Here is a 17,116-nt window from a genome sequence, read left to right on the forward strand (position 1 = left end):
CTACTCCGATAAAAAATTTCCCTTCGTCCTACACCAAACGGAAAAAACCGCTGTCAGAGGATTTTCTTGAATTTTAAGCAGTTGCGAAAATGCCTACAGTTAAATACTGTATGCACGTACAGCTTAATAAGGATAATTCCGTGGCCACCACCTCTGCTTCTCCTGACGCCTATCAACGCATGGGCATCCGTGTTCAGAAAATCATCAATTCCCCCACCGCTCAGAAAGCCAAAGCCGCACTGATCTTCCGTCTACCGGACGAACCCGTGGATGAGTGGGAGCAATTGCTCGAAGAAATCGATGAGAACGACAACGTCACCCTCGCCTATCGCGACGATGGCGGCGTGCAGATTTTCTGGGTTGTGCCGAAGGAAGATTGAGTCAATGAGTGTCCGCTGGTTTGCTTTGCTGTTTCTGTTCATCACCCTCGGCGCCCAGGCTGGCGCCCCACGCACCTTCAACGAAGCCAAGAAAGTCGCCTGGAAGCTCTACGCGCCGCAATCCACAGAGTTCTATTGCGGCTGCAAATACACCGGCAACAAGGTCAACCTCGCAGCCTGTGGGTATGTGCCGCGCAAGAACGCCAAGCGCGCCGCCCGCATTGAGTGGGAGCACATTGTGCCGGCCTGGCAGATCGGCCATCAGCGCCAGTGCTGGCAAGAGGGCGGGCGCAAGAACTGCACGCGCTACGATCCGATCTATCAAAAGGCCGAGGCTGACCTGCACAACCTGGTGCCAAGCATCGGCGAGGTGAACGGCGATCGCAGTAACTTCAGTTTCGGTTGGCTGCCGGTGCAATCGGGCCAATATGGCTCGTGTCTGACCCAAGTCGACTTCAAGGCAAAGAAGGTCATGCCCCGCCCCTCCATCCGCGGCATGATCGCCCGGACGTATTTCTACATGAGCAAACAGTACGGTTTGCGTCTGTCGAAACAGGATCGGCAACTGTACGACGCGTGGAACAAGACCTATCCGGTCGAAGCCTGGGAACGTCAGCGCAACCAGAGCGTGGCGTGCGTGATGGGTCGCGGCAACGAGTTTGTCGGGCCCGTGGACATGAAAGCCTGCGGCTGATCGACCGCTGAAATTAAAAAAGGCCTCGGGGGGAGCACCCGAGGCCTTTTTTCGTTGCTAGCCGCCGCTTTTGTTGTAACGCCAGTAGCCCATCAGATTGAGTGACTCGCGAGCAATGCCCCGTTCCTTGATCAAGTGCTTGCGCAGGCTCATCACGGCCACCGTTTCTCCGGCGATCCAGCCGTAGAAACCGTCGCCAGTCGAGTCGGAGGTTTCCCAGAGAATCTCTTCGTCGACATCGACTTCCGTCAGTTCCACTGATTCGTGGGCCTGCGAAGAAGTGACCGGCAGTTCCGCCCGACGGACCGCGTCAACCATCAGAGCACCTGCTGCCGTACCGCTGGAATGATCCCGGACCAGCCACCGCACCGACAGCCCCGGCCATTGCGGAACCGGCAATGTGTCTTCTGCGCTGTCCACCTCGAAGAATGCCTGAGTCATCGGCGGCTCGGCCAAGGCAGCCATTTCGTCGAGAATGCCGAGCGCGGCGGGCAATGCAGTGGCATCGGCCACCAGCAACAGATGCTTGAGCGTATGAGGCGGCTTCCATTCGAAACCGCCCGCGTCTTGGGCTGAAAACTGCCGATCCGGGGCGACGATCTGGATAGGCTCGCCCGCGACCGCACGAATGGCCCAGCGGGAGGCCGGACCGGTTTCACCGTGCAATACGAAGTCGATGTCCACTTCACCTTGCTCGGCCCGTAAATGCCGAATAGTGTAAGTGCGCATCGCCGGACGCTGGTGGGTCGGCATTGAACGGTAGCGCGCATACCAATGTTGGTCATGAGCCAGCCTGGCAGGCGACCCATCTTCGGCGGGGAAGAACAGCTTTACCCGCTGATCCGGCGCCCAGGTGGCCATTTCGGTGACCATCGGACCGGCCAGGGTCACGCGCATCAAATGCGGGCTGAGGGTCTTTTTGTGCGCCAGGACCGCGTCGAAGATTTTGTATGGGGTGGCGGAGGCCATGGAGAACTCCTTCTGGGAATCGACAGTGACTACGCTTAGAGACGAGTCAACGTGGATCCCCTTTAAGGGGCTTCGACAAAAGGCTCCCGCTGGATGGACCGTTACGGGGCTACGGGACGCTCAAGCACCAGCAATTCGACGTTCTGTTTCTTCGCCCGGGTAATCGCTGCAGCTACCTCGGCCTGTTTGGCTTCGGCCTCGGCTTTCGAATTGAATGGACCGAGCAGAATCCGGGTTTTGCCGTTTTCCTTGACGACGCTGGACATGAAGCTGTGTTCGATCAGCCAGCCGCTGAGGTCGCTGACAGCCTGTGGCGTTTCGCCTCGCACTTCGAGATCCCATTGCGGCCCGGTGGCTGCCGCCGGTGCGGAAACGACTGCCGGCTTCGGCTTTTGAGCGTCGACGCCCTTACCTTGATCGCATCCAACCAACGCCAGTACTGCGATTACCAAGACCATTTTGCGCACAACGTGTCCCTCTGAATGCTGAAAGCGGCGATTTTACCATTCATGAATACTTCCCGAGTGCCGCAAAATGGGCGCAAAACAACGAGAATGATGGTTGCGGCCTCTGTATAGTTACGCCTTGGGAATTAATGCAGCATCTGCGCGTCAGAAAGAGGCACCCAAACCGTGAGACTTCGCACTAATCTATACATACCACCGACCTCTGCACTGTTCGAATCAGGTGCCCTACAAAGCAATCAAGGAGAAGACCATGCTGATACTCACCCGCAAAGTCGGTGAAAGCATAAATATCGGTGACGACATTACGATCACCATTCTGGGCGTGAGCGGCCAGCAAGTCCGCATCGGTATCAACGCGCCGAAAGACGTCGCAGTGCATCGCGAAGAAATCTACCAACGTATTCAGGCTGGCCTGACCGCCCCGGACAAGCCACAAACTCCCTGAATCCTGTTGCAGTCAGTAGCCAGCCCGTTCAGTCCCGGACAACGGCTGGCTAAAGATTCAAGCGCCGTCTCGCCATCCGTCATTCGTTCGCCCCTTCCTGCCAAAAACGTGAAGCCGATATTAACGGCACGTCCCCTGCCCTGACTGTCAGACGTTTCGGATTAACCCCGAGGAAGAACGTGATCAGACTCGGCTAACCAAACGTCACGCCGCGCGCCATGCCCGTGGCAGCCACGACCATCAGCAACACCAGCAACCCTTCGACATGACTGATCCGCGCAAACAGCTTGGCACGCCCGGTATCGATCGCCGCGCCACGGCTCAATGCGATCCGCCATTTGATCAGCGTGATCATCGGCGCCACTTCAAGCAGCAGGATCAGAACAAAGAGCGTCATCTTGAGATGGAACAAGGGCTGGTGAAGGTAGTAGTCAGTACCTTTTTCGTACCCGCCGAAGGCCCGCATCCCACCGGTTATCAAGAGCAGGACGGCAGAAATGCCCCACAGGTTATCGGCCATCAACACACGGCGAGCCTCCCCTGCCCCGGCCGCCAGACGGCTGAATGCAGTCCCTCGGGTCAGTACCGCCCAGAACCCCAAGGCAAAAGCCAACAGGTGAATTGCTGCAAGCGACCAATGAACCAGCATCGATAGACTCCCATCAGACTGAGTTTGAGTTTGGCCCGTCAGTAGTAGCCCAAAAAACCGCTCTCCGCCCGATTTGCACAGAGCGTTTTCCATAGAGCAGAAAGCCATATCGGCGATTTTCTTCAAAACAAAGGGGCATAGCTGAAGCCGTCCTTATGATGTTCGAGCGAACCAGGACAAATTTCAGGCAAAAAAAAATCCCAAGCAGCTGATGGAAGCTTGGGACTTAAAAATGCATAAACCGTGGTGGTGAACGCGGGGCGATAATAGCCCAACAGCCCACTTGTAACAATATATTTTCGATCACCGTCTGGTTAAAAAAAATCGTAACCCATTAAATATCCACACTATTTTTATGGTTCCTAGACGAGCATCTAGCTTGCCCCACCAAAACAGCAAACCTGGAAACAGCGTCCGAAACATAACGTTACAGACCATCTAGACTCCATCACGCCAGTGCTGAAGGTTCCTTGAGCACTCGCTTTTGACAGCAACTCCCTCCCTTTCACCTGAGTACACAGCCATGTGTAAATCGTGTGATTCAAACCCCACTCAAACCGAAAATGATCGCCGCAGGTTCCTTCGATTAGCCGGACTCGGAGCAGGCGGTCTGTTACTGGCGGGCGCCCTGCCCAACCAGATTCTCCAGGCGGCGGAGAAAACAGCACCAAAACCGCAAAACTCAATCAGCCCTGACCAGGCCCTGCAAAGGCTAATGGAGGGCAATGAACGGTATGTTTCCGGCACCTCCAAGACACATGACTTCAAAGACGAACGAGAAGCCCTGGTCTCCGGCCAGAACCCGTTCGTGGCGGTGCTCAGTTGCTCTGACTCGCGCATCGCCCCCGAATACGCCTTTGACACGGCCCGAGGAGACCTTTTCGCCATACGTGTGGCCGGCAACTTCGTCACCGACGAAGGTTTGGCAAGCCTTGAGTACGGTATCGCAGTGCTGGGCGCCCCACTGATCCTTGTGCTTGGACATGAAGACTGCGGCGCCATCAATGCGGGCATAAAGGCAGTAAAAGATCACACCGTATTCCCTGGCCACATCTCAAAACTGACTGATGCCCTAAAGGCTTCTATCGAGACAGTGCTCAAGGAACCTGGGAATCTTCCGACCAACGCAATCGCGCAAAATGTCAAAGATTCGGTCAAGCGCCTGAACAATGCTTCGCCACTACTGACTGATGCCCTCAGCAAAGGCACGTTAAAAATAGTCGGCGGCATCTATCGCCTGGCGAGCGGCAAAGTAGACCTGATCGCCTGATCCGGAACGCGCGCACCCTTTATTGAGCTGACCAGACGTGAAGAGCCCAGCGCGATGGCTGGGCTCTGGTTATTGTCGGTTTTCCATCATCTTGTCGGCAAGAGCCTTGGCCCTTTCGATCAACAAGTTCTGCCTGTCTTCGTGAGTAGCCCCTCCTACAACCGGTGCCGTCAGATTGCTTTCCGCAATCAACGCAGCGCAGAAGTATTGATCCCAAACAGCCTTGTCCCCGGACGCCTGTTTGTTCATTTGGTCGGCGATCATATGCGGCTCCCTTTTGGTGAGGTAGCACCGTTATCTTACGCCTGAATCGCAAACAACCTCAGCCGCTGGAGGCATAAGCAAACGCGGCTATCCATAAACTTTCCGACGCACGACAGGTTCATTTCGAACGACTCGTTAACCTTTTGCAAATTCTTGCCGATGTCTCTGGCTCAGGGCATAGGAGCAACACAGATGAGAAATAATCAACCCGTCACACAACGCGAGGTTGCCCTTGGACCTCAACAGAAACTCATCTCGACCACGGACTCACGAGGGGTCATTACTTACTGCAACGACGCCTTCGTAGACATCAGCGGTTTCAACAAGTCAGATCTGATAGGCGCGCCTCAAAACATCGTTCGTCATCCTGACGTACCGTCCGCCATCTTTGCCCATATGTGGGGTGCCCTCAAACAAGGCAACCCGTGGATGGGCATCGTCAAGAACCGCTCCAGGAACGGCGACCACTACTGGGTCAACGCCTACGTCACGCCCATCTTTGATGGGAGCCAGGTCGTGGGTTATGAGTCGGTTCGGGTGAAACCGAGTATCGAACAGATCCGTCGCGCCGAGGCTCTCTATAAACGAATCAGTCTGGGCAAGTCGGCAGTTCCCGGCAGCGACAAATGGCAACCCGTCCTGATGGACTGGCTGCCGTTCCTGGCCATGGGTTTAGTGGGTACTTTGGGCGGTGTTTTCCTCAGCCTTCCCTTGGCGGCATTGGTAACTGTAGGGGTATCGGCTCCAATGGGCCTGATTGCTTCGCGCCGACAAAAGCGCGGTGCGCTGCATCTGCTGGAAATGGCAGAGGCTTCCACTTCCGACCAGCTGATCGCGCAAATGTATAGCGACGAGCGGGGTCATCAGGCGCGTCTTGAAACGGCCTTCGTGAGCCAGGCATCACGCCTCAAGACTTGCCTGACACGCTTACAAGACACCGCAGAGCAGCTCACCGGGCTGGCCGGGAGATCTGACGCCCTCGCCTCCGACAGTTCCCGTGGACTTGATCGCCAACGAATCGAGACCGAACAGGTATCGGCCGCCGTCAATCAGATGGCAGCGACCACCCAGGAAGTCGCAAGCCACGTCCAGCGCACCGCCGACGCCACCCAGGAAGCCAATGTGCTGACAGGCCGTGGACGTGACGTCGCCCGTGACACGCGAGACGCCATTCAGCGCCTCTCCAATGTGGTCGGCGAGACAGGCCAGACCGTCGCGCAACTGGCTAAAGACAGTAACGAAATCGGGACGGTCGTCGATGTCATCAAAGGCATTGCCGATCAAACCAACCTGTTGGCACTCAATGCCGCCATCGAAGCTGCACGCGCCGGAGAAATGGGTCGAGGTTTCGCGGTCGTCGCGGACGAAGTGCGCCAATTGGCACAGCGCACAACTGAGTCGACGACCCAGATTCACGGCCTGATTTCCAAGTTACAGGTCTCTTCAAACAATGCCGTGAAGACTATGGAAAGCGGCCAGCGCCAGGCCGAAGAGGGAGTTGCGTGGGTGCTGGAGGCCGATAAAGCCCTGATCGGCATCAGTGAAGCCGTCGCCAACATCACTGATATGACAACCCAGATAGCGGCGGCGACTGAAGAGCAATCGGCCGTCGCGGAGGAAATCAGTCGCAACATCACCACCATCGCGACCCTCGCCGATCAGACGTCTGAGCAGGCCAGGCACTCCGCCGAGGTGACCAAGGAATTAACGCAGACGGCTAAAACTCAGTACTCGCTGGTTGAGCGCTTTAACCGATAACCCCTGCTCTGACTGATCGGAGACCGCAATAGAAAAAAGCAGGATGATCAATCCTGCTTTTCAACACAGCTATCTGCTCGTTGCTCAGCGCACAGGCCCGTGCGCGACGGCCGAAAAGCTCACTTATTCCTCTGCATCCAGCCGATCAACATAAAAGCGAGCCCTGGAATGAGCAGCCCGGGCGCCATATAACTGAACGTGGCTTCGTTCAATAGACCGGTCAAGCCAAAGCTGAATCCGCAGATTGCCAGCGGGATGCCGGTTAGAAACATCGGATTTCGAAATGCCTTATCCATAGCAGTATCTCCTTATGAATTTCGCGGACTGAACTATACCGTCTGTCGGTGAGCGCCGGGAATTGCTAAACGCCAGACAACAAAAAAGGGCCCACCTTTCGGTGAGCCCTTCTAGACCGCCCAGCAGAGCGGATTTTGTTTGGTAGGCGCGATTGGACTCGAACCAACGACCCCCACCATGTCAAGGTGGTGCTCTAACCAACTGAGCTACGTGCCTGCTGTGAGGCGGCATTCTACGGAATTCCGGAGGGGTGTCAACACCTTTTTTCGAGCTAACCCTATGAATATGCAAAATATTTAATTTCGCGGCGGTTAAGAAGATTTTCCGGTGGCTGGCGGCCGATTTTTAACTCGGGTAGGATCGATGCACTCGTAAAATATATTAAACAGAGGCTGCCGGATGGCGAACACCCCCTACCCCGAATCCTATTACGCCGCGTCGGCCAATGCGGCTCCGCCGCGCCCGGCCTTGCAGGATGACGTAGAGACTGATGTCTGTGTGATCGGTGCCGGTTACACCGGTCTGTCCTCTGCCCTGTTTCTGCTGGAGAACGGTTTCAAGGTCACGGTGCTGGAAGCCGCCAAGGTGGGTTTCGGCGCGTCGGGCCGGAACGGCGGGCAGATCGTTAACAGTTATAGCCGTGACATTGATGTGATCGAGCGCAGCGTCGGTCCCAAGCAGGCTCAGTTGCTGGGGCAAATGGCGTTTGAGGGCGGGCGGATCATCCGTGAGCGGGTCGCCAAATATAATATCCAGTGCGACTTGAAGGACGGTGGCGTGTTCGCCGCCATCACTGCCAAGCAGATGGGCCATCTGGAATCGCAGAAGCGCCTGTGGGAACGTTTTGGTCATGCCCAGCTTGAGTTGCTCGATCAAAAGCGTATCCGTGAAGTGGTGGCCTGCGATCAATACGTCGGCGGCATGCTCGACATGAGCGGCGGGCACATTCATCCGCTCAACCTGGCGCTGGGCGAAGCGGCGGCGGTCGAGTCGCTGGGCGGCACCATTTATGAGCAGTCGCCGGCGGTCCGTATTGAGCGCGGCGCGAACCCGGTGGTGCATACGCCTCAGGGCAAGGTCAGGGCCAAGTTCATCATCGTGGCCGGTAACGCTTACCTCGGCAATCTGGTGCCGGAACTGGCCGCCAAGTCGATGCCCTGCGGGACTCAGGTGATCACTACCGAGCCTCTGGGCGATGAATTGGCCAAGCGCCTGTTGCCGCAGGACTACTGCGTCGAGGACTGCAATTACCTGCTCGATTACTATCGGCTGACCGGCGACAAGCGCCTGGTCTTCGGTGGCGGCGTTGTCTATGGCGCGCGGGATCCGGCGAACATCGAAGCGATCATCCGGCCGAAGATGCTCAAGGCGTTCCCGCAGCTCAAGGACGTGAAGATTGATTACGCCTGGACCGGCAATTTCCTGCTGACCCTGTCGCGTCTTCCTCAGGTCGGACGGATTGGCGACAACATTTACTATTCCCAGGGTTGCAGCGGCCACGGCGTGACGTACACGCACTTGGCGGGCAAGGTGTTGGCCGAAGCGTTGCGTGGTCAGGCTGAGCGTTTCGACGCGTTTGCCGATCTGCCGCACTACCCGTTCCCGGGTGGGCAATTGCTGCGCACACCGTTTGCGGCGTTGGGCGCGTGGTATTACGGGTTGCGGGATAAGTTCGGGTACTAAACAACATCGCAATACCTTGTGGGAGCGGGCTTGCTCGCGAAGGCGGTGTGTCATTCAACATTATTGTCGGCTGACACGACGCTTTCGCGAGCAAGCCCGCTCCCACATTAGAGAGGTGTCTAGAGCCGATCCCGCGCGATGCCGCTGCGGATTCGCAGGATGTCGGCGAGTACGGCGAGGGCGATTTCAGCTGGGGTCTTGCTGCCCAGGTTCAGCCCGATGGGCGCGTGAATCCGCGCCAACTCCGCGTCTCCCAGGCCACCAATCCTGCGCAACCGCTCGAAGCGCTTTTGCGAGGTCTGCATGGAGCCCATCACACCGATGTAAAACGCCTCGGTGCGCACCGCCTCCATCATCGCCAGGTCATCGATGCGCGGATCGTGAGTCAAGGCCACCACCGCGGTGTCGCTGTGGCAGCCGCCGTCGGCGATAAATACCGACGGCAATTGACGACGAATCTCGACGTTTTCCAGCACGACACCTTCCAGCACTTCGTCGCGCGGATCACAGAGAATCACCTCGAACCCCAAGCCAACCGCAAACTCCGCACACGCCTGAGCGACGCTGGAATACCCCGCCAACAACAATCGCTGAGCCGCGCCGATCCGCACGCGCACCCGGTCAATCTCACGTTCGATACGCACACCCTGCTCACGGTCAGTGAACAGACTGCGCGCACCGCTCGCCAGATCAACCTCGCGGATCAGCCGACGCTGGCCCAGCAACGCCGACTCCAGCTCCCGCAGATGAGCCTGAACCTCGCATTCGGATTCCAACTTCTCCACCAGCACATCAAGCACCCCGCCACAGGGCAGACTCACGCGCGAACGCGGATCATCGCCTTCGCCATAACGAACCACGCTAATCGCATCAACAAGCGCACCCTCGGCGACGCGCTCAAGAAAGTCTTCCTCGACGCAGCCGCCGGACAGCGAGCCGATCCATTGTCCGTCGGTGTTCACCGCCAGCAACGAGCCCGGCGCGCGCGGTGCAGAGCCATAGGTGGCGAGCACCGTGCACAGCCAGATGCGCTGGCCGGCCGTCGACCATTCCAGCGCCCGTCGCACGACCTGCAGATCGAGATGCTGCATGTCAGTGCGCCTTGTGCTCGAGCGGCGGGGCGTCGGCCCGCAACGTCTGCACATCGCTCACCGCCAGATCACCCGCCTGACCACCCCAACCCTGACGCAGGTAGTTCAGCAGATCGGTGAGCTGCTCGTGGCTGAGTTTCTCGGCGAAGCCCGGCATCGGTTGCATGTGCTCGAACCCGGCAAACTTCTGCTCACCGATACCATCGTCGATCACCCGCACCAGGTTGCGTGGATCTTCCAGGCGCAGCGTGGTGTTGCCGCGCATGGCCACGGCGATGTGCGGCTTGCCTTCCCCGCCGACCGCGTGGCAACCGGCGCAGACGTTCAGGTAATCCTGACGACCGCGTTGGGCGCTGGCACTCAGTTTGTCCAGCGGCACGTCGTTCAGCACCTTGGCCGCTGGCGGTTGATCGCCGAGCAGGAAGGTCGCCATCGCCGCCAGGTCCGGGTCATTGAGGCCTTGGGTGCTGTTGTGGAACACCGGGAACATCTCGTTGAACATCGTGCCCTGGGCGCTCATGCCGTGTTTGAGGAACGAGCTCAGGTCCTGATGATTCCAGCCGCGAGCCGCCAGGTCATTGGCCAGCAGGCTGGGCGCCAGATAGCCATTGAGCAGGCCGCCGGTCATGCGTTTGTCCTGCTGCATCGCGCCGGGCAAACCGCGCGGGGTGTGGCATTCGCCGCAGTGACCGAGCACGTCGACCATGTACTGGCCGCGTTTCCAGGCTTCACTTTTGCCGTCGGCCGGCTCCAGTTTTACGTCCTTGCCGTAGAGCATGTTCCAGCCCATCAAGCCCAGGCGCACGTTGAACGGAAAGCTCAGGCTCGTGACCGGTGCTGCACGCTCGATCGGCTCGACGGTTTTCAGGTACGCGTGAATCGCGTCCGAATCTGCGCGCGGCATCAGGTGATACGAGGTGTATGGCATCGCCGGATACAGGTTCGCGCCATCGCGGCGTTTGCCTTCGGTGAGCGCGGCGAAGAACTCGTCATCGTTGTACAGGCCGATGCCGTGCTCTTTGCTCGGGGTGATGTTGGTGCCGTAGATCGTGCCGAACGGCGAGACGATCGGCAGACCACCCGCATACGGCGCGCCGCCCGGTGCGGTGTGGCAGGCCATGCAATCGGCTGCGCGAGCAAGATAGGCACCGCGAACAACTTGATCATCCGCGTGAGCCAGCAACACAGGCGCAGCCAGACCAGCCGCCAACGCCAGGCGGGACAGTAAATACTTCATGCTTAACCCTCCTTGACCAGGCCGAGATCGGTCAGCACGTTGCGCGTCGCGCTGTAATAACGCACATAGCCGGTGCAGCGACAGATGTGGTGGCCGAGGCTGTCCTCGATGACTTTTTCCAACTGGCTTTTGACGATGGGCTGGCGTTGCAGCTTCTCCACCAACACCGTCGCGGCATTCACAAAACCCGGTGCGCAGTAGCTGCACTGGAAAGCGAATTCATCGACGAAGCGTTGCTGGATCGGATTGAGTTCGGTGACCTGGCCCTGTTCATCGCGGGTCGCGTGGCCTTCAATGGTCCGCACCTTTTTGCCTTCGAAATAGTGCGCGCCGGTGATGCAGGTGCGCACTTCTTCGCTGGTGCCGTCCGGGTTGTCGACGATCACCACGCAGGCGTGACAGATGCCCTGGCCGCAGCCAAGACGTGAGCCGGTGAGGTTTTTGTATTCGTGCAGGTAATCGATCATCGGCAGGTCATCAGGGATGTCCACCGGGCCGACGGATTGACCGTTGAGGGTCAGTTGAAGCGGACGGTTAGCCATTGAGGGCCTCCTTGATGCGGGCAGAAGTGATAGGCAGGTCGCGGACCCGTTTGCCGATGGCGTGCGCCACGGCGTTACCGATGGCGCCGACCACCGGGATCATCACCACTTCGGCGATGCCCTTGGAGGGATCGCTTGGCGACAGCGGCGGCAGGATCTCGGCTGTCTGCTTCCAGACCGCAACGTGGCGCGCCATCGGCAAGCGGTAGCGGTTGAAGTTCCAGTCACCCTCCCCCGGCCCGCCTTCGTATAGCGGCATCTCTTCCATCAGCGCATGGCCGATACCCATGGCGATCCCGCCTTCGAGCTGGCCCTTGACCAACTCTTCCACCAACACCCGACCGCACTCGACCCACGAGTGATGGTTGAGCACTTGCACTTCAGCCGAACCCTTGTTCACTTTCAATTCCACCAGCGTCGCGACCGGGCTGTAGTAAGTCACCGCCGCGTTGTTCAACTGAGTGTCCGGGTAATGGATGTTTTGACGGTCGAGCAGGTGGAAACCGGCGCTGTTCATCTGCGCCTTTTTCACGCTCGGTGCACCGTCGCCGTACTTCACCGCCAGGCCATCCAGCGGCAGACGCTCGCGCACGCCGTCGATGCTGAACTCGGACTCGGCCCAGCTCCAGCGGTTGAAACCGTGCACGGTTGCGCCGGTCACCAGGCCTTTTTCGTGGGCGTGTTTGGCCAGTTGTTCGAAGCTCAGCGGCTGCATGCCGTTGGCGGTGAGTCGTCCGTCGACCCAATGCGCATCTTCGCGGCGCACCACATACGGATTGGCCTGGCCGCCGTAAGGGCCCTGGCCCCAGATCTGCAACGCCGCCGGCCACAAACCGTGGTTGAACAGCACACGCGCCGCTTCCCGGGTGGCGTGGCTGAAGTAGTAAGCGGAGTTGGTCGCCGATGAGGCTGACGCGAGCTTGCCGACCCAGCGCGGATTGCGCAGGAAATTGTCCTGCTCGGCCTGGCTCATGATGTACGGGTTGCCGCCGGTGATCAGCTGCAACTCTTTCCATTCGGTCTCGCCGGTCTTCACTTCAGTCGCCGGGACGCCAAGGAAATCTGCCACGACCAAGGCTTGCGAGGTGGACATGCCGGTGCCGATTTCGATACCGATATGGCGCAGGGTAATGTGCCCATCAGCGGTGAATTCGATGCTCGCCATCGGCGCTTCGGAACCGGTGCCGAAGTCTTTCTGGCAGATGGCGAAACCAACGCCGTACCAGTTATCCGGGTCCTGGGCTTCGCGCTGCTTTTTGATCGCGTCGCGGTTTTTCCAGACTTCGTGGACAGCGGCTTTATCGAGGATTTCATGCAGGCGCAACGCACCTGCCGGCACTGCACCCTGGGTGTTTTTCATGCCCGAGACCATGGCGTTTTTCTTACGCAGATCAATCGCATCAATGCCGAGACGATCGGCAATTTCATCGACCATCATCTCGGTGGAGGCCATGCTTTGCAGCGTGCCGTAACCGCGCATCGACCCGGCTTCAACGGCGCGAGAATGGTAAGCGGTGACCTGCAAATCGTTCTGCGGCATGTAGTAGATCGACTGCGCCGCCGTGGCGCCAACCGCCGCTACCGATGGGCTGTAGTTGATCCGCCCGCCGCCGTCGACGTTCATCTCGGCACGGAAAATCTTGAAGCTGTGATCAGTCTTGTCCACCGCCAGTTGATAGCGGATGTCGAACGGGTGACGCTTGATGCCGCTCTGGAACTGCTCGTAGCGGTCGTTGGCCAGACGCACCGGCACACCGGCGCCGTACAACGCCGCGAGGGCTGCGTAGTAAACGAAAATGTTGTGGTCTTTGGAGCCGTAACCGACGGTGTAACCCGGGTGCATGTTCAGGTTGGCCAGGCCGAAACGCGACGGCGCGATCATCTTCGCGGTCTCGGTCGCGGTTTCCAGCGGGCACTGGGTGGCGACGACAAAATGCAGGGTCTTGGTCGCCGGGTCGTACCAGCCGTTGCCGTTGTCCGGCTCCATCGCGGCCGGTTCGATCGACGGGGTTTTGTAGCGTTCATCAAACACCAGCCAGTTGTCTGGCGGCGTGTCGATCTGCTGCTTCATGCGCTCGGCGTAAAACAGCCCGCGCTCGGTCAGGTTGCCGTGCAGGTTCGGCTGGGAATTCCACACCGGACGACGATTGCGCAGCATCGGGAACAGGATCGAATCCTTGAGGCTGGCGAATTCGTCTTCGTCCGCCGAGGTCGCCCCGCCGACACGCACATAGCGGAAACTGCCATAGGGATCGCCTTCGTAGAACGGCACTTTGTCGCCGTAACGAATCGCTTTGTCATTGAATTTGAGTTTGGCCTTGGCCTGGCGGAAACGCTCGAAGTCGTTCCAGATCAGGATCGCCACCGGGTGCCCGATGAACATCGGCACCTTGCCTTCCGGCAGCAGCGGATCCGGCGCGTGCTCTTCCGGGAAGGCGATGCCGTCCTTGTCCAGGTCGGCGGCGGTCACGATGCGGTCCGGCTGCAACTCGGCGCCGAGCCACGACAGATCGTAACCGGCGTAAATGCGATCGGCCTTGGTGATTTTCAGCAACATGGCGTGGCCTTGTTGCTGCGGCCAGCCCGGCATGTCCTTGGCGCGGATGTCGCGGGCAAAGACTTTGCTGCCGCAGACCTTGGACAAGGCATCGTTACGCGAGCGCGCCTTGCCGTTGTTGCCGAGCCATTGCTCGGACGGCACGGTCACGCTGTTTTCCATCAAGGCCGCCAGCGCCTGACTGCTGAGCGGCGTGAGCGTCACGCTCACCCCCGCTACCAGCCCGCCCTGAAGGAACGAACGCCGGGATATTTCACGGTTGGACATGGATCATCCTCTGGGCGGTTATGGGTCCGCCCTTCTGGTTATGTTCTGGGGATCTCGAGTCTTGCAGAAGCCCTTTTTGACGATTCAAAGGGCCGTGTTGACAGTGCAAAGCTGACCGAAAGGTTAACTTTATAGATTTATGCGCTTTTAGAAAACAACTGGTAACAAAAATCTGACCGAAGAATCAAAAAGCCGCCGCTTTTCGGCGCAGCAAATCGATGAACAAACCCAACTCTCGGCTGATGTGTTCACCCTTGCGCAGCAGCAATCCGAACGGCGCCAGTTGCACATCCAGCGCTACCGGCAGCGCCACCACCAGACCCATTTTCAGGTAGTCGCGCAACGCGGTTTCCGAGAGCACCATGATGGCGTCGGTCAGTTGAATCAGTTGCTGCATGGAATACACCGAACTGCATTCGATGATGTCGGCGGGCGTCGGCAAGGCCAGGCGCTGCAAAGCCTGATCAAGCCCGATGCGCGCCGGGCTGGTTTCCGGCTGCAGGATCCATGGCCAACCGCTGACCAGTTCCGAGAGTTCGAGTGTTTCCCGCTGTACCAAGGGATGCCCGGCATGAACGACCACCAGCAGCCGTTCGTTGCCCAGTTGTTCGAACTCGTAATGCTCGCTGTCGGTGGCGGCATTGCGCCGGGCGATGGCAAGGTCGATGCGGCCCTGTTCCAGGAGCTGGATCACCTGATCGCTGGTGTCGCCCATGATGCGAATGCGCAACTGCGGATTGAGTGCCTTGATCTCGGCAATCGAATCCATCACCAGGTCCGGTGCGGCGCCCATGATGGTGCCGATGGACAGATAACCGTAACCGCCCTGCTGCCGCGCGATCAGGTCCTCGGCGCAGCGGTCGAGGCCGCTGAGGGCGGATTCGGCGAAACGAATCAACTCACTGCCCAGCGCGGTTGGCCGCATCCCGCGCGGCAGGCGCTCGAACAGATCGCAGCCAAACATGTCTTCAATCTCATGCAGCATCCGGGTTGCCGCCGGTTGCGACATGTTCAGGCTCTGCGAGGCGCGGTGCAGGTTCTGACTGCTGCTGAGCGTCACCAGCATGTGCAAATGCTTGTAACGCAGGCGGTTGAGCAGGCTGCGGGAGATGATCGGCGTGGTCATGGCGGGCCTTTGTATCGATACCCTGAGGGTATCAGTTGTGAGCTAGATTCGATTTGTAACGCATCGATCCACGGCCGTACAGTCTTTCCCATAAGAGCAAATGCCCTACCAAAGGAAAACTGCGATGAAGACTCTACCCGCGCCTCTGCTCGCCAAAATTTCCTGGCGGCTGCTCCCGTTTCTGCTGCTGATGTACATCATGGCCTTCCTCGACCGCGCCAATGTCGGGTTCGCCAAGCAAGCCTTTCAAGCTGATACCGGTATCGGTGACGCCGCCTTCGCCTTCGGCGCCGGGGTGTTTTTCGTCGGTTACGCGCTGCTCGAAGTGCCGAGCAATCTGATCCTGCACCGCGTCGGCGCCCGTCTCTGGATGTGCCGGATCATGGTCACTTGGGGCCTGGTCTCCGCCGCCATGGTCTTCGCCCACACCGAAACCAGTTTCTACGTCCTGCGCTTTTTACTGGGCGTGGCCGAAGCCGGATTCTTCCCCGGCGTCATCCTTTACCTCACCTATTGGTTCCCCAGCGCCGCGCGCGGCAAAGCCATGGGCTTCTTCTACTTCGGTGCGCCCCTGGCGTTCATCTTCGGCAGCCCGTTGTCCGGCTTACTGCTGGAACTGGATGGATTTGCTGGCGTCCACGGCTGGCAATGGCTGTTCGCGGTTGAAGGCCTGATGGCCACGGCGGTGGGCGTCTGGGCCTATTGGTACCTGGACAATCGCCCGGCCGATGCGAAGTGGCTGACGGTTGAAGAACGCCAGCAAGTGCAAGGCATCCTCGATCAAGAAGACAGCCACAAACAGAACCACGGCCGCAGCCTGCTCAACGTCCTGTGCCAGCCGTCGGTGCTTTACCTGTGCCTCATTTATCTGCTGATTCAGGCCAGTGTCTACGGCGTGGTGTTCTATCTGCCTACCCAGGTCGGCGGACTGTTGGGCACCAAGGTCGGGCTGATGGTCGGACTGGTCACGGCGATTCCGTGGCTCTGCGCGATCGTCGCGGCGTACCTGATTCCCGGCTACAGCGACCGCACCGGCGAACGCCGCCGCACCGCCTGCCTGACTTTGCTGATGTCGGCAGCCGGGATCGCCTGCTCGGTGACCTTCGCCAGCCCGTTCCTCGGCATCGTCGCCCTGTGCTTCGCCGCGTCCGGTTTCATCGCCGTGCAACCGGTGTTCTGGACCTTCCCTTCCAGTTACCTCGCCGGCAGCGCCGCGGCGGCCGGGATCGCCCTGATCAACTCGTTCGGTGCCCTCGGCGGCTTCATCGCCCCGGTACTGAAGAACTGGGCCGAAGGCGCCTTCCATTCACCGGCCGCCGGTTTGTACCTGCTGGCCGGCACCACTGTCATCGCCGCGTTGCTGGTCCTGGGCATCCGCTCGCCGGTCCAGAAGCCTGCCAACAAACCGGCCACCGTTTAA

The 17,116-nt window shown here is 59.1% G+C and carries 17 protein-coding genes and 1 tRNA gene; 7 read left to right on the plus strand and 11 right to left on the minus strand.

Going from position 1 to position 17,116, the window contains the following annotated elements; all coding sequences use genetic code 11:
* Nucleotides 1-89: 89 nt before the first annotated feature.
* Together ACA049_RS20385 and ACA049_RS20390 are read left to right on the plus strand one after the other, a co-directional pair.
* Complete coding sequence (locus ACA049_RS20385; protein WP_497329320.1) at nt 90-380, plus strand: DUF1654 domain-containing protein; 291 nt, start codon at nt 90-92, stop codon at nt 378-380.
* A 4-nt stretch (nt 381-384) separates the two neighbouring features.
* Complete coding sequence (locus tag ACA049_RS20390; protein ID WP_497329322.1) at nt 385-1,074, plus strand: endonuclease; 690 nt, start codon at nt 385-387, stop codon at nt 1,072-1,074.
* Between the two features lie 57 nt (nt 1,075-1,131).
* Here the strand turns inward: ACA049_RS20390 and ACA049_RS20395 are convergent, their stop codons facing one another.
* Nucleotides 1,132-2,043, minus strand: a complete 912-nt coding sequence (locus ACA049_RS20395) for a siderophore-interacting protein (protein WP_497329324.1) — start codon at nt 2,041-2,043, stop codon at nt 1,132-1,134.
* 101 nt (nt 2,044-2,144) lie between these two features.
* Complete coding sequence (locus ACA049_RS20400; RefSeq protein WP_497329326.1) at nt 2,145-2,510, minus strand: SPOR domain-containing protein; 366 nt, start codon at nt 2,508-2,510, stop codon at nt 2,145-2,147.
* A gap of 250 nt (nt 2,511-2,760) precedes the next feature.
* Here ACA049_RS20400 and csrA point away from each other — a divergent pair, with 250 nt between their 5' ends.
* On the plus strand, nt 2,761-2,955 hold the full coding sequence (csrA, locus tag ACA049_RS20405) for a carbon storage regulator CsrA (RefSeq protein ID WP_007938114.1): 195 nt from the start codon (nt 2,761-2,763) through the stop codon (nt 2,953-2,955).
* 193 nt (nt 2,956-3,148) lie between these two features.
* On the opposite strand, the gene ACA049_RS20410 is transcribed toward csrA, so the two are convergent.
* A complete protein-coding gene (locus ACA049_RS20410; protein ID WP_497329328.1) occupies nt 3,149-3,604 on the minus strand; it encodes a DUF2214 family protein in 456 nt (151 codons plus the stop codon).
* 523 nt (nt 3,605-4,127) lie between these two features.
* Between ACA049_RS20410 and ACA049_RS20415 the strand changes: the two genes are divergently transcribed.
* Nucleotides 4,128-4,874, plus strand: coding sequence for a carbonic anhydrase (locus tag ACA049_RS20415; RefSeq protein WP_497329330.1), 747 nt, complete (start codon nt 4,128-4,130; stop codon nt 4,872-4,874).
* A gap of 69 nt (nt 4,875-4,943) precedes the next feature.
* Here ACA049_RS20415 and ACA049_RS20420 read toward each other — a convergent pair whose 3' ends face one another.
* Complete coding sequence (locus ACA049_RS20420; RefSeq protein WP_497329332.1) at nt 4,944-5,138, minus strand: hypothetical protein; 195 nt, start codon at nt 5,136-5,138, stop codon at nt 4,944-4,946.
* Nucleotides 5,139-5,330: 192 nt separating this feature from the next.
* Between ACA049_RS20420 and ACA049_RS20425 the strand changes: the two genes are divergently transcribed.
* Nucleotides 5,331-6,896 (plus strand): methyl-accepting chemotaxis protein, encoded by a 1,566-nt coding sequence (locus ACA049_RS20425; protein WP_497329334.1) that lies wholly within the window; start codon nt 5,331-5,333, stop codon nt 6,894-6,896.
* Between the two features lie 119 nt (nt 6,897-7,015).
* On the opposite strand, the gene ACA049_RS20430 is transcribed toward ACA049_RS20425, so the two are convergent.
* On the minus strand, nt 7,016-7,192 hold the full coding sequence (locus ACA049_RS20430) for a hypothetical protein (RefSeq protein WP_497329336.1): 177 nt from the start codon (nt 7,190-7,192) through the stop codon (nt 7,016-7,018).
* A 140-nt stretch (nt 7,193-7,332) separates the two neighbouring features.
* Nucleotides 7,333-7,409, minus strand: a tRNA-Val gene (locus ACA049_RS20435).
* A 183-nt stretch (nt 7,410-7,592) separates the two neighbouring features.
* Between ACA049_RS20435 and ACA049_RS20440 the strand changes: the two genes are divergently transcribed.
* Complete coding sequence (locus ACA049_RS20440; RefSeq protein ID WP_497329338.1) at nt 7,593-8,876, plus strand: NAD(P)/FAD-dependent oxidoreductase; 1,284 nt, start codon at nt 7,593-7,595, stop codon at nt 8,874-8,876.
* Nucleotides 8,877-8,995: 119 nt separating this feature from the next.
* On the opposite strand, the gene ACA049_RS20445 is transcribed toward ACA049_RS20440, so the two are convergent.
* From ACA049_RS20445 to ACA049_RS20465, 5 genes are all read right to left on the minus strand, one after another.
* On the minus strand, nt 8,996-9,967 hold the full coding sequence (locus ACA049_RS20445) for an XdhC family protein (protein ID WP_497329340.1): 972 nt from the start codon (nt 9,965-9,967) through the stop codon (nt 8,996-8,998).
* A 1-nt stretch (nt 9,968) separates the two neighbouring features.
* The gene (locus ACA049_RS20450; RefSeq protein WP_497329342.1) at nt 9,969-11,204 is read right to left on the minus strand and encodes a c-type cytochrome; all 1,236 of its coding nucleotides are present in this window, start codon (nt 11,202-11,204) and stop codon (nt 9,969-9,971) included.
* Between the two features lie 2 nt (nt 11,205-11,206).
* Nucleotides 11,207-11,746, minus strand: a complete 540-nt coding sequence (locus ACA049_RS20455) for a (2Fe-2S)-binding protein (RefSeq protein ID WP_010455997.1) — start codon at nt 11,744-11,746, stop codon at nt 11,207-11,209.
* Nucleotides 11,739-14,570 (minus strand): xanthine dehydrogenase family protein molybdopterin-binding subunit, encoded by a 2,832-nt coding sequence (locus ACA049_RS20460; protein WP_497329344.1) that lies wholly within the window; start codon nt 14,568-14,570, stop codon nt 11,739-11,741. The genes ACA049_RS20455 and ACA049_RS20460 overlap by 8 nt, the downstream gene beginning before the upstream one ends.
* A gap of 184 nt (nt 14,571-14,754) precedes the next feature.
* Nucleotides 14,755-15,696 (minus strand): LysR family transcriptional regulator, encoded by a 942-nt coding sequence (locus tag ACA049_RS20465; RefSeq protein WP_497329346.1) that lies wholly within the window; start codon nt 15,694-15,696, stop codon nt 14,755-14,757.
* Between the two features lie 124 nt (nt 15,697-15,820).
* Between ACA049_RS20465 and ACA049_RS20470 the strand changes: the two genes are divergently transcribed.
* Nucleotides 15,821-17,116 (plus strand): MFS transporter, encoded by a 1,296-nt coding sequence (locus tag ACA049_RS20470; protein WP_497329348.1) that lies wholly within the window; start codon nt 15,821-15,823, stop codon nt 17,114-17,116.

It is taken from the genome of Pseudomonas sp. LBUM1662, from assembly GCF_059695915.1.

Bases quoted from the DNA above. Each gene is read 5' to 3' on its own strand.
- ACA049_RS20450 (WP_497329342.1), bottom strand. From the start codon at position 11,204: ATGAAGTATTTACTGTCCCGCCTGGCGTTGGCGGCTGGTCTGGCTGCG.
- ACA049_RS20470 (WP_497329348.1), top strand. From the start codon at position 15,821: ATGAAGACTCTACCCGCGCCTCTGCTCGCCAAAATTTCCTGGCGGCTG.
- ACA049_RS20410 (WP_497329328.1), bottom strand. From the start codon at position 3,604: ATGCTGGTTCATTGGTCGCTTGCAGCAATTCACCTGTTGGCTTTTGCC.
- ACA049_RS20465 (WP_497329346.1), bottom strand. From the start codon at position 15,696: ATGACCACGCCGATCATCTCCCGCAGCCTGCTCAACCGCCTGCGTTAC.
- ACA049_RS20440 (WP_497329338.1), top strand. From the start codon at position 7,593: ATGGCGAACACCCCCTACCCCGAATCCTATTACGCCGCGTCGGCCAAT.
- ACA049_RS20425 (WP_497329334.1), top strand. From the start codon at position 5,331: ATGAGAAATAATCAACCCGTCACACAACGCGAGGTTGCCCTTGGACCT.
- ACA049_RS20395 (WP_497329324.1), bottom strand. From the start codon at position 2,043: ATGGCCTCCGCCACCCCATACAAAATCTTCGACGCGGTCCTGGCGCAC.
- ACA049_RS20420 (WP_497329332.1), bottom strand. From the start codon at position 5,138: ATGATCGCCGACCAAATGAACAAACAGGCGTCCGGGGACAAGGCTGTT.
- ACA049_RS20415 (WP_497329330.1), top strand. From the start codon at position 4,128: ATGTGTAAATCGTGTGATTCAAACCCCACTCAAACCGAAAATGATCGC.
- ACA049_RS20390 (WP_497329322.1), top strand. From the start codon at position 385: ATGAGTGTCCGCTGGTTTGCTTTGCTGTTTCTGTTCATCACCCTCGGC.
- ACA049_RS20460 (WP_497329344.1), bottom strand. From the start codon at position 14,570: ATGTCCAACCGTGAAATATCCCGGCGTTCGTTCCTTCAGGGCGGGCTG.
- ACA049_RS20445 (WP_497329340.1), bottom strand. From the start codon at position 9,967: ATGCAGCATCTCGATCTGCAGGTCGTGCGACGGGCGCTGGAATGGTCG.
- ACA049_RS20385 (WP_497329320.1), top strand. From the start codon at position 90: ATGCCTACAGTTAAATACTGTATGCACGTACAGCTTAATAAGGATAAT.
- csrA (WP_007938114.1), top strand. From the start codon at position 2,761: ATGCTGATACTCACCCGCAAAGTCGGTGAAAGCATAAATATCGGTGAC.
- ACA049_RS20455 (WP_010455997.1), bottom strand. From the start codon at position 11,746: ATGGCTAACCGTCCGCTTCAACTGACCCTCAACGGTCAATCCGTCGGC.
- ACA049_RS20430 (WP_497329336.1), bottom strand. From the start codon at position 7,192: ATGGATAAGGCATTTCGAAATCCGATGTTTCTAACCGGCATCCCGCTG.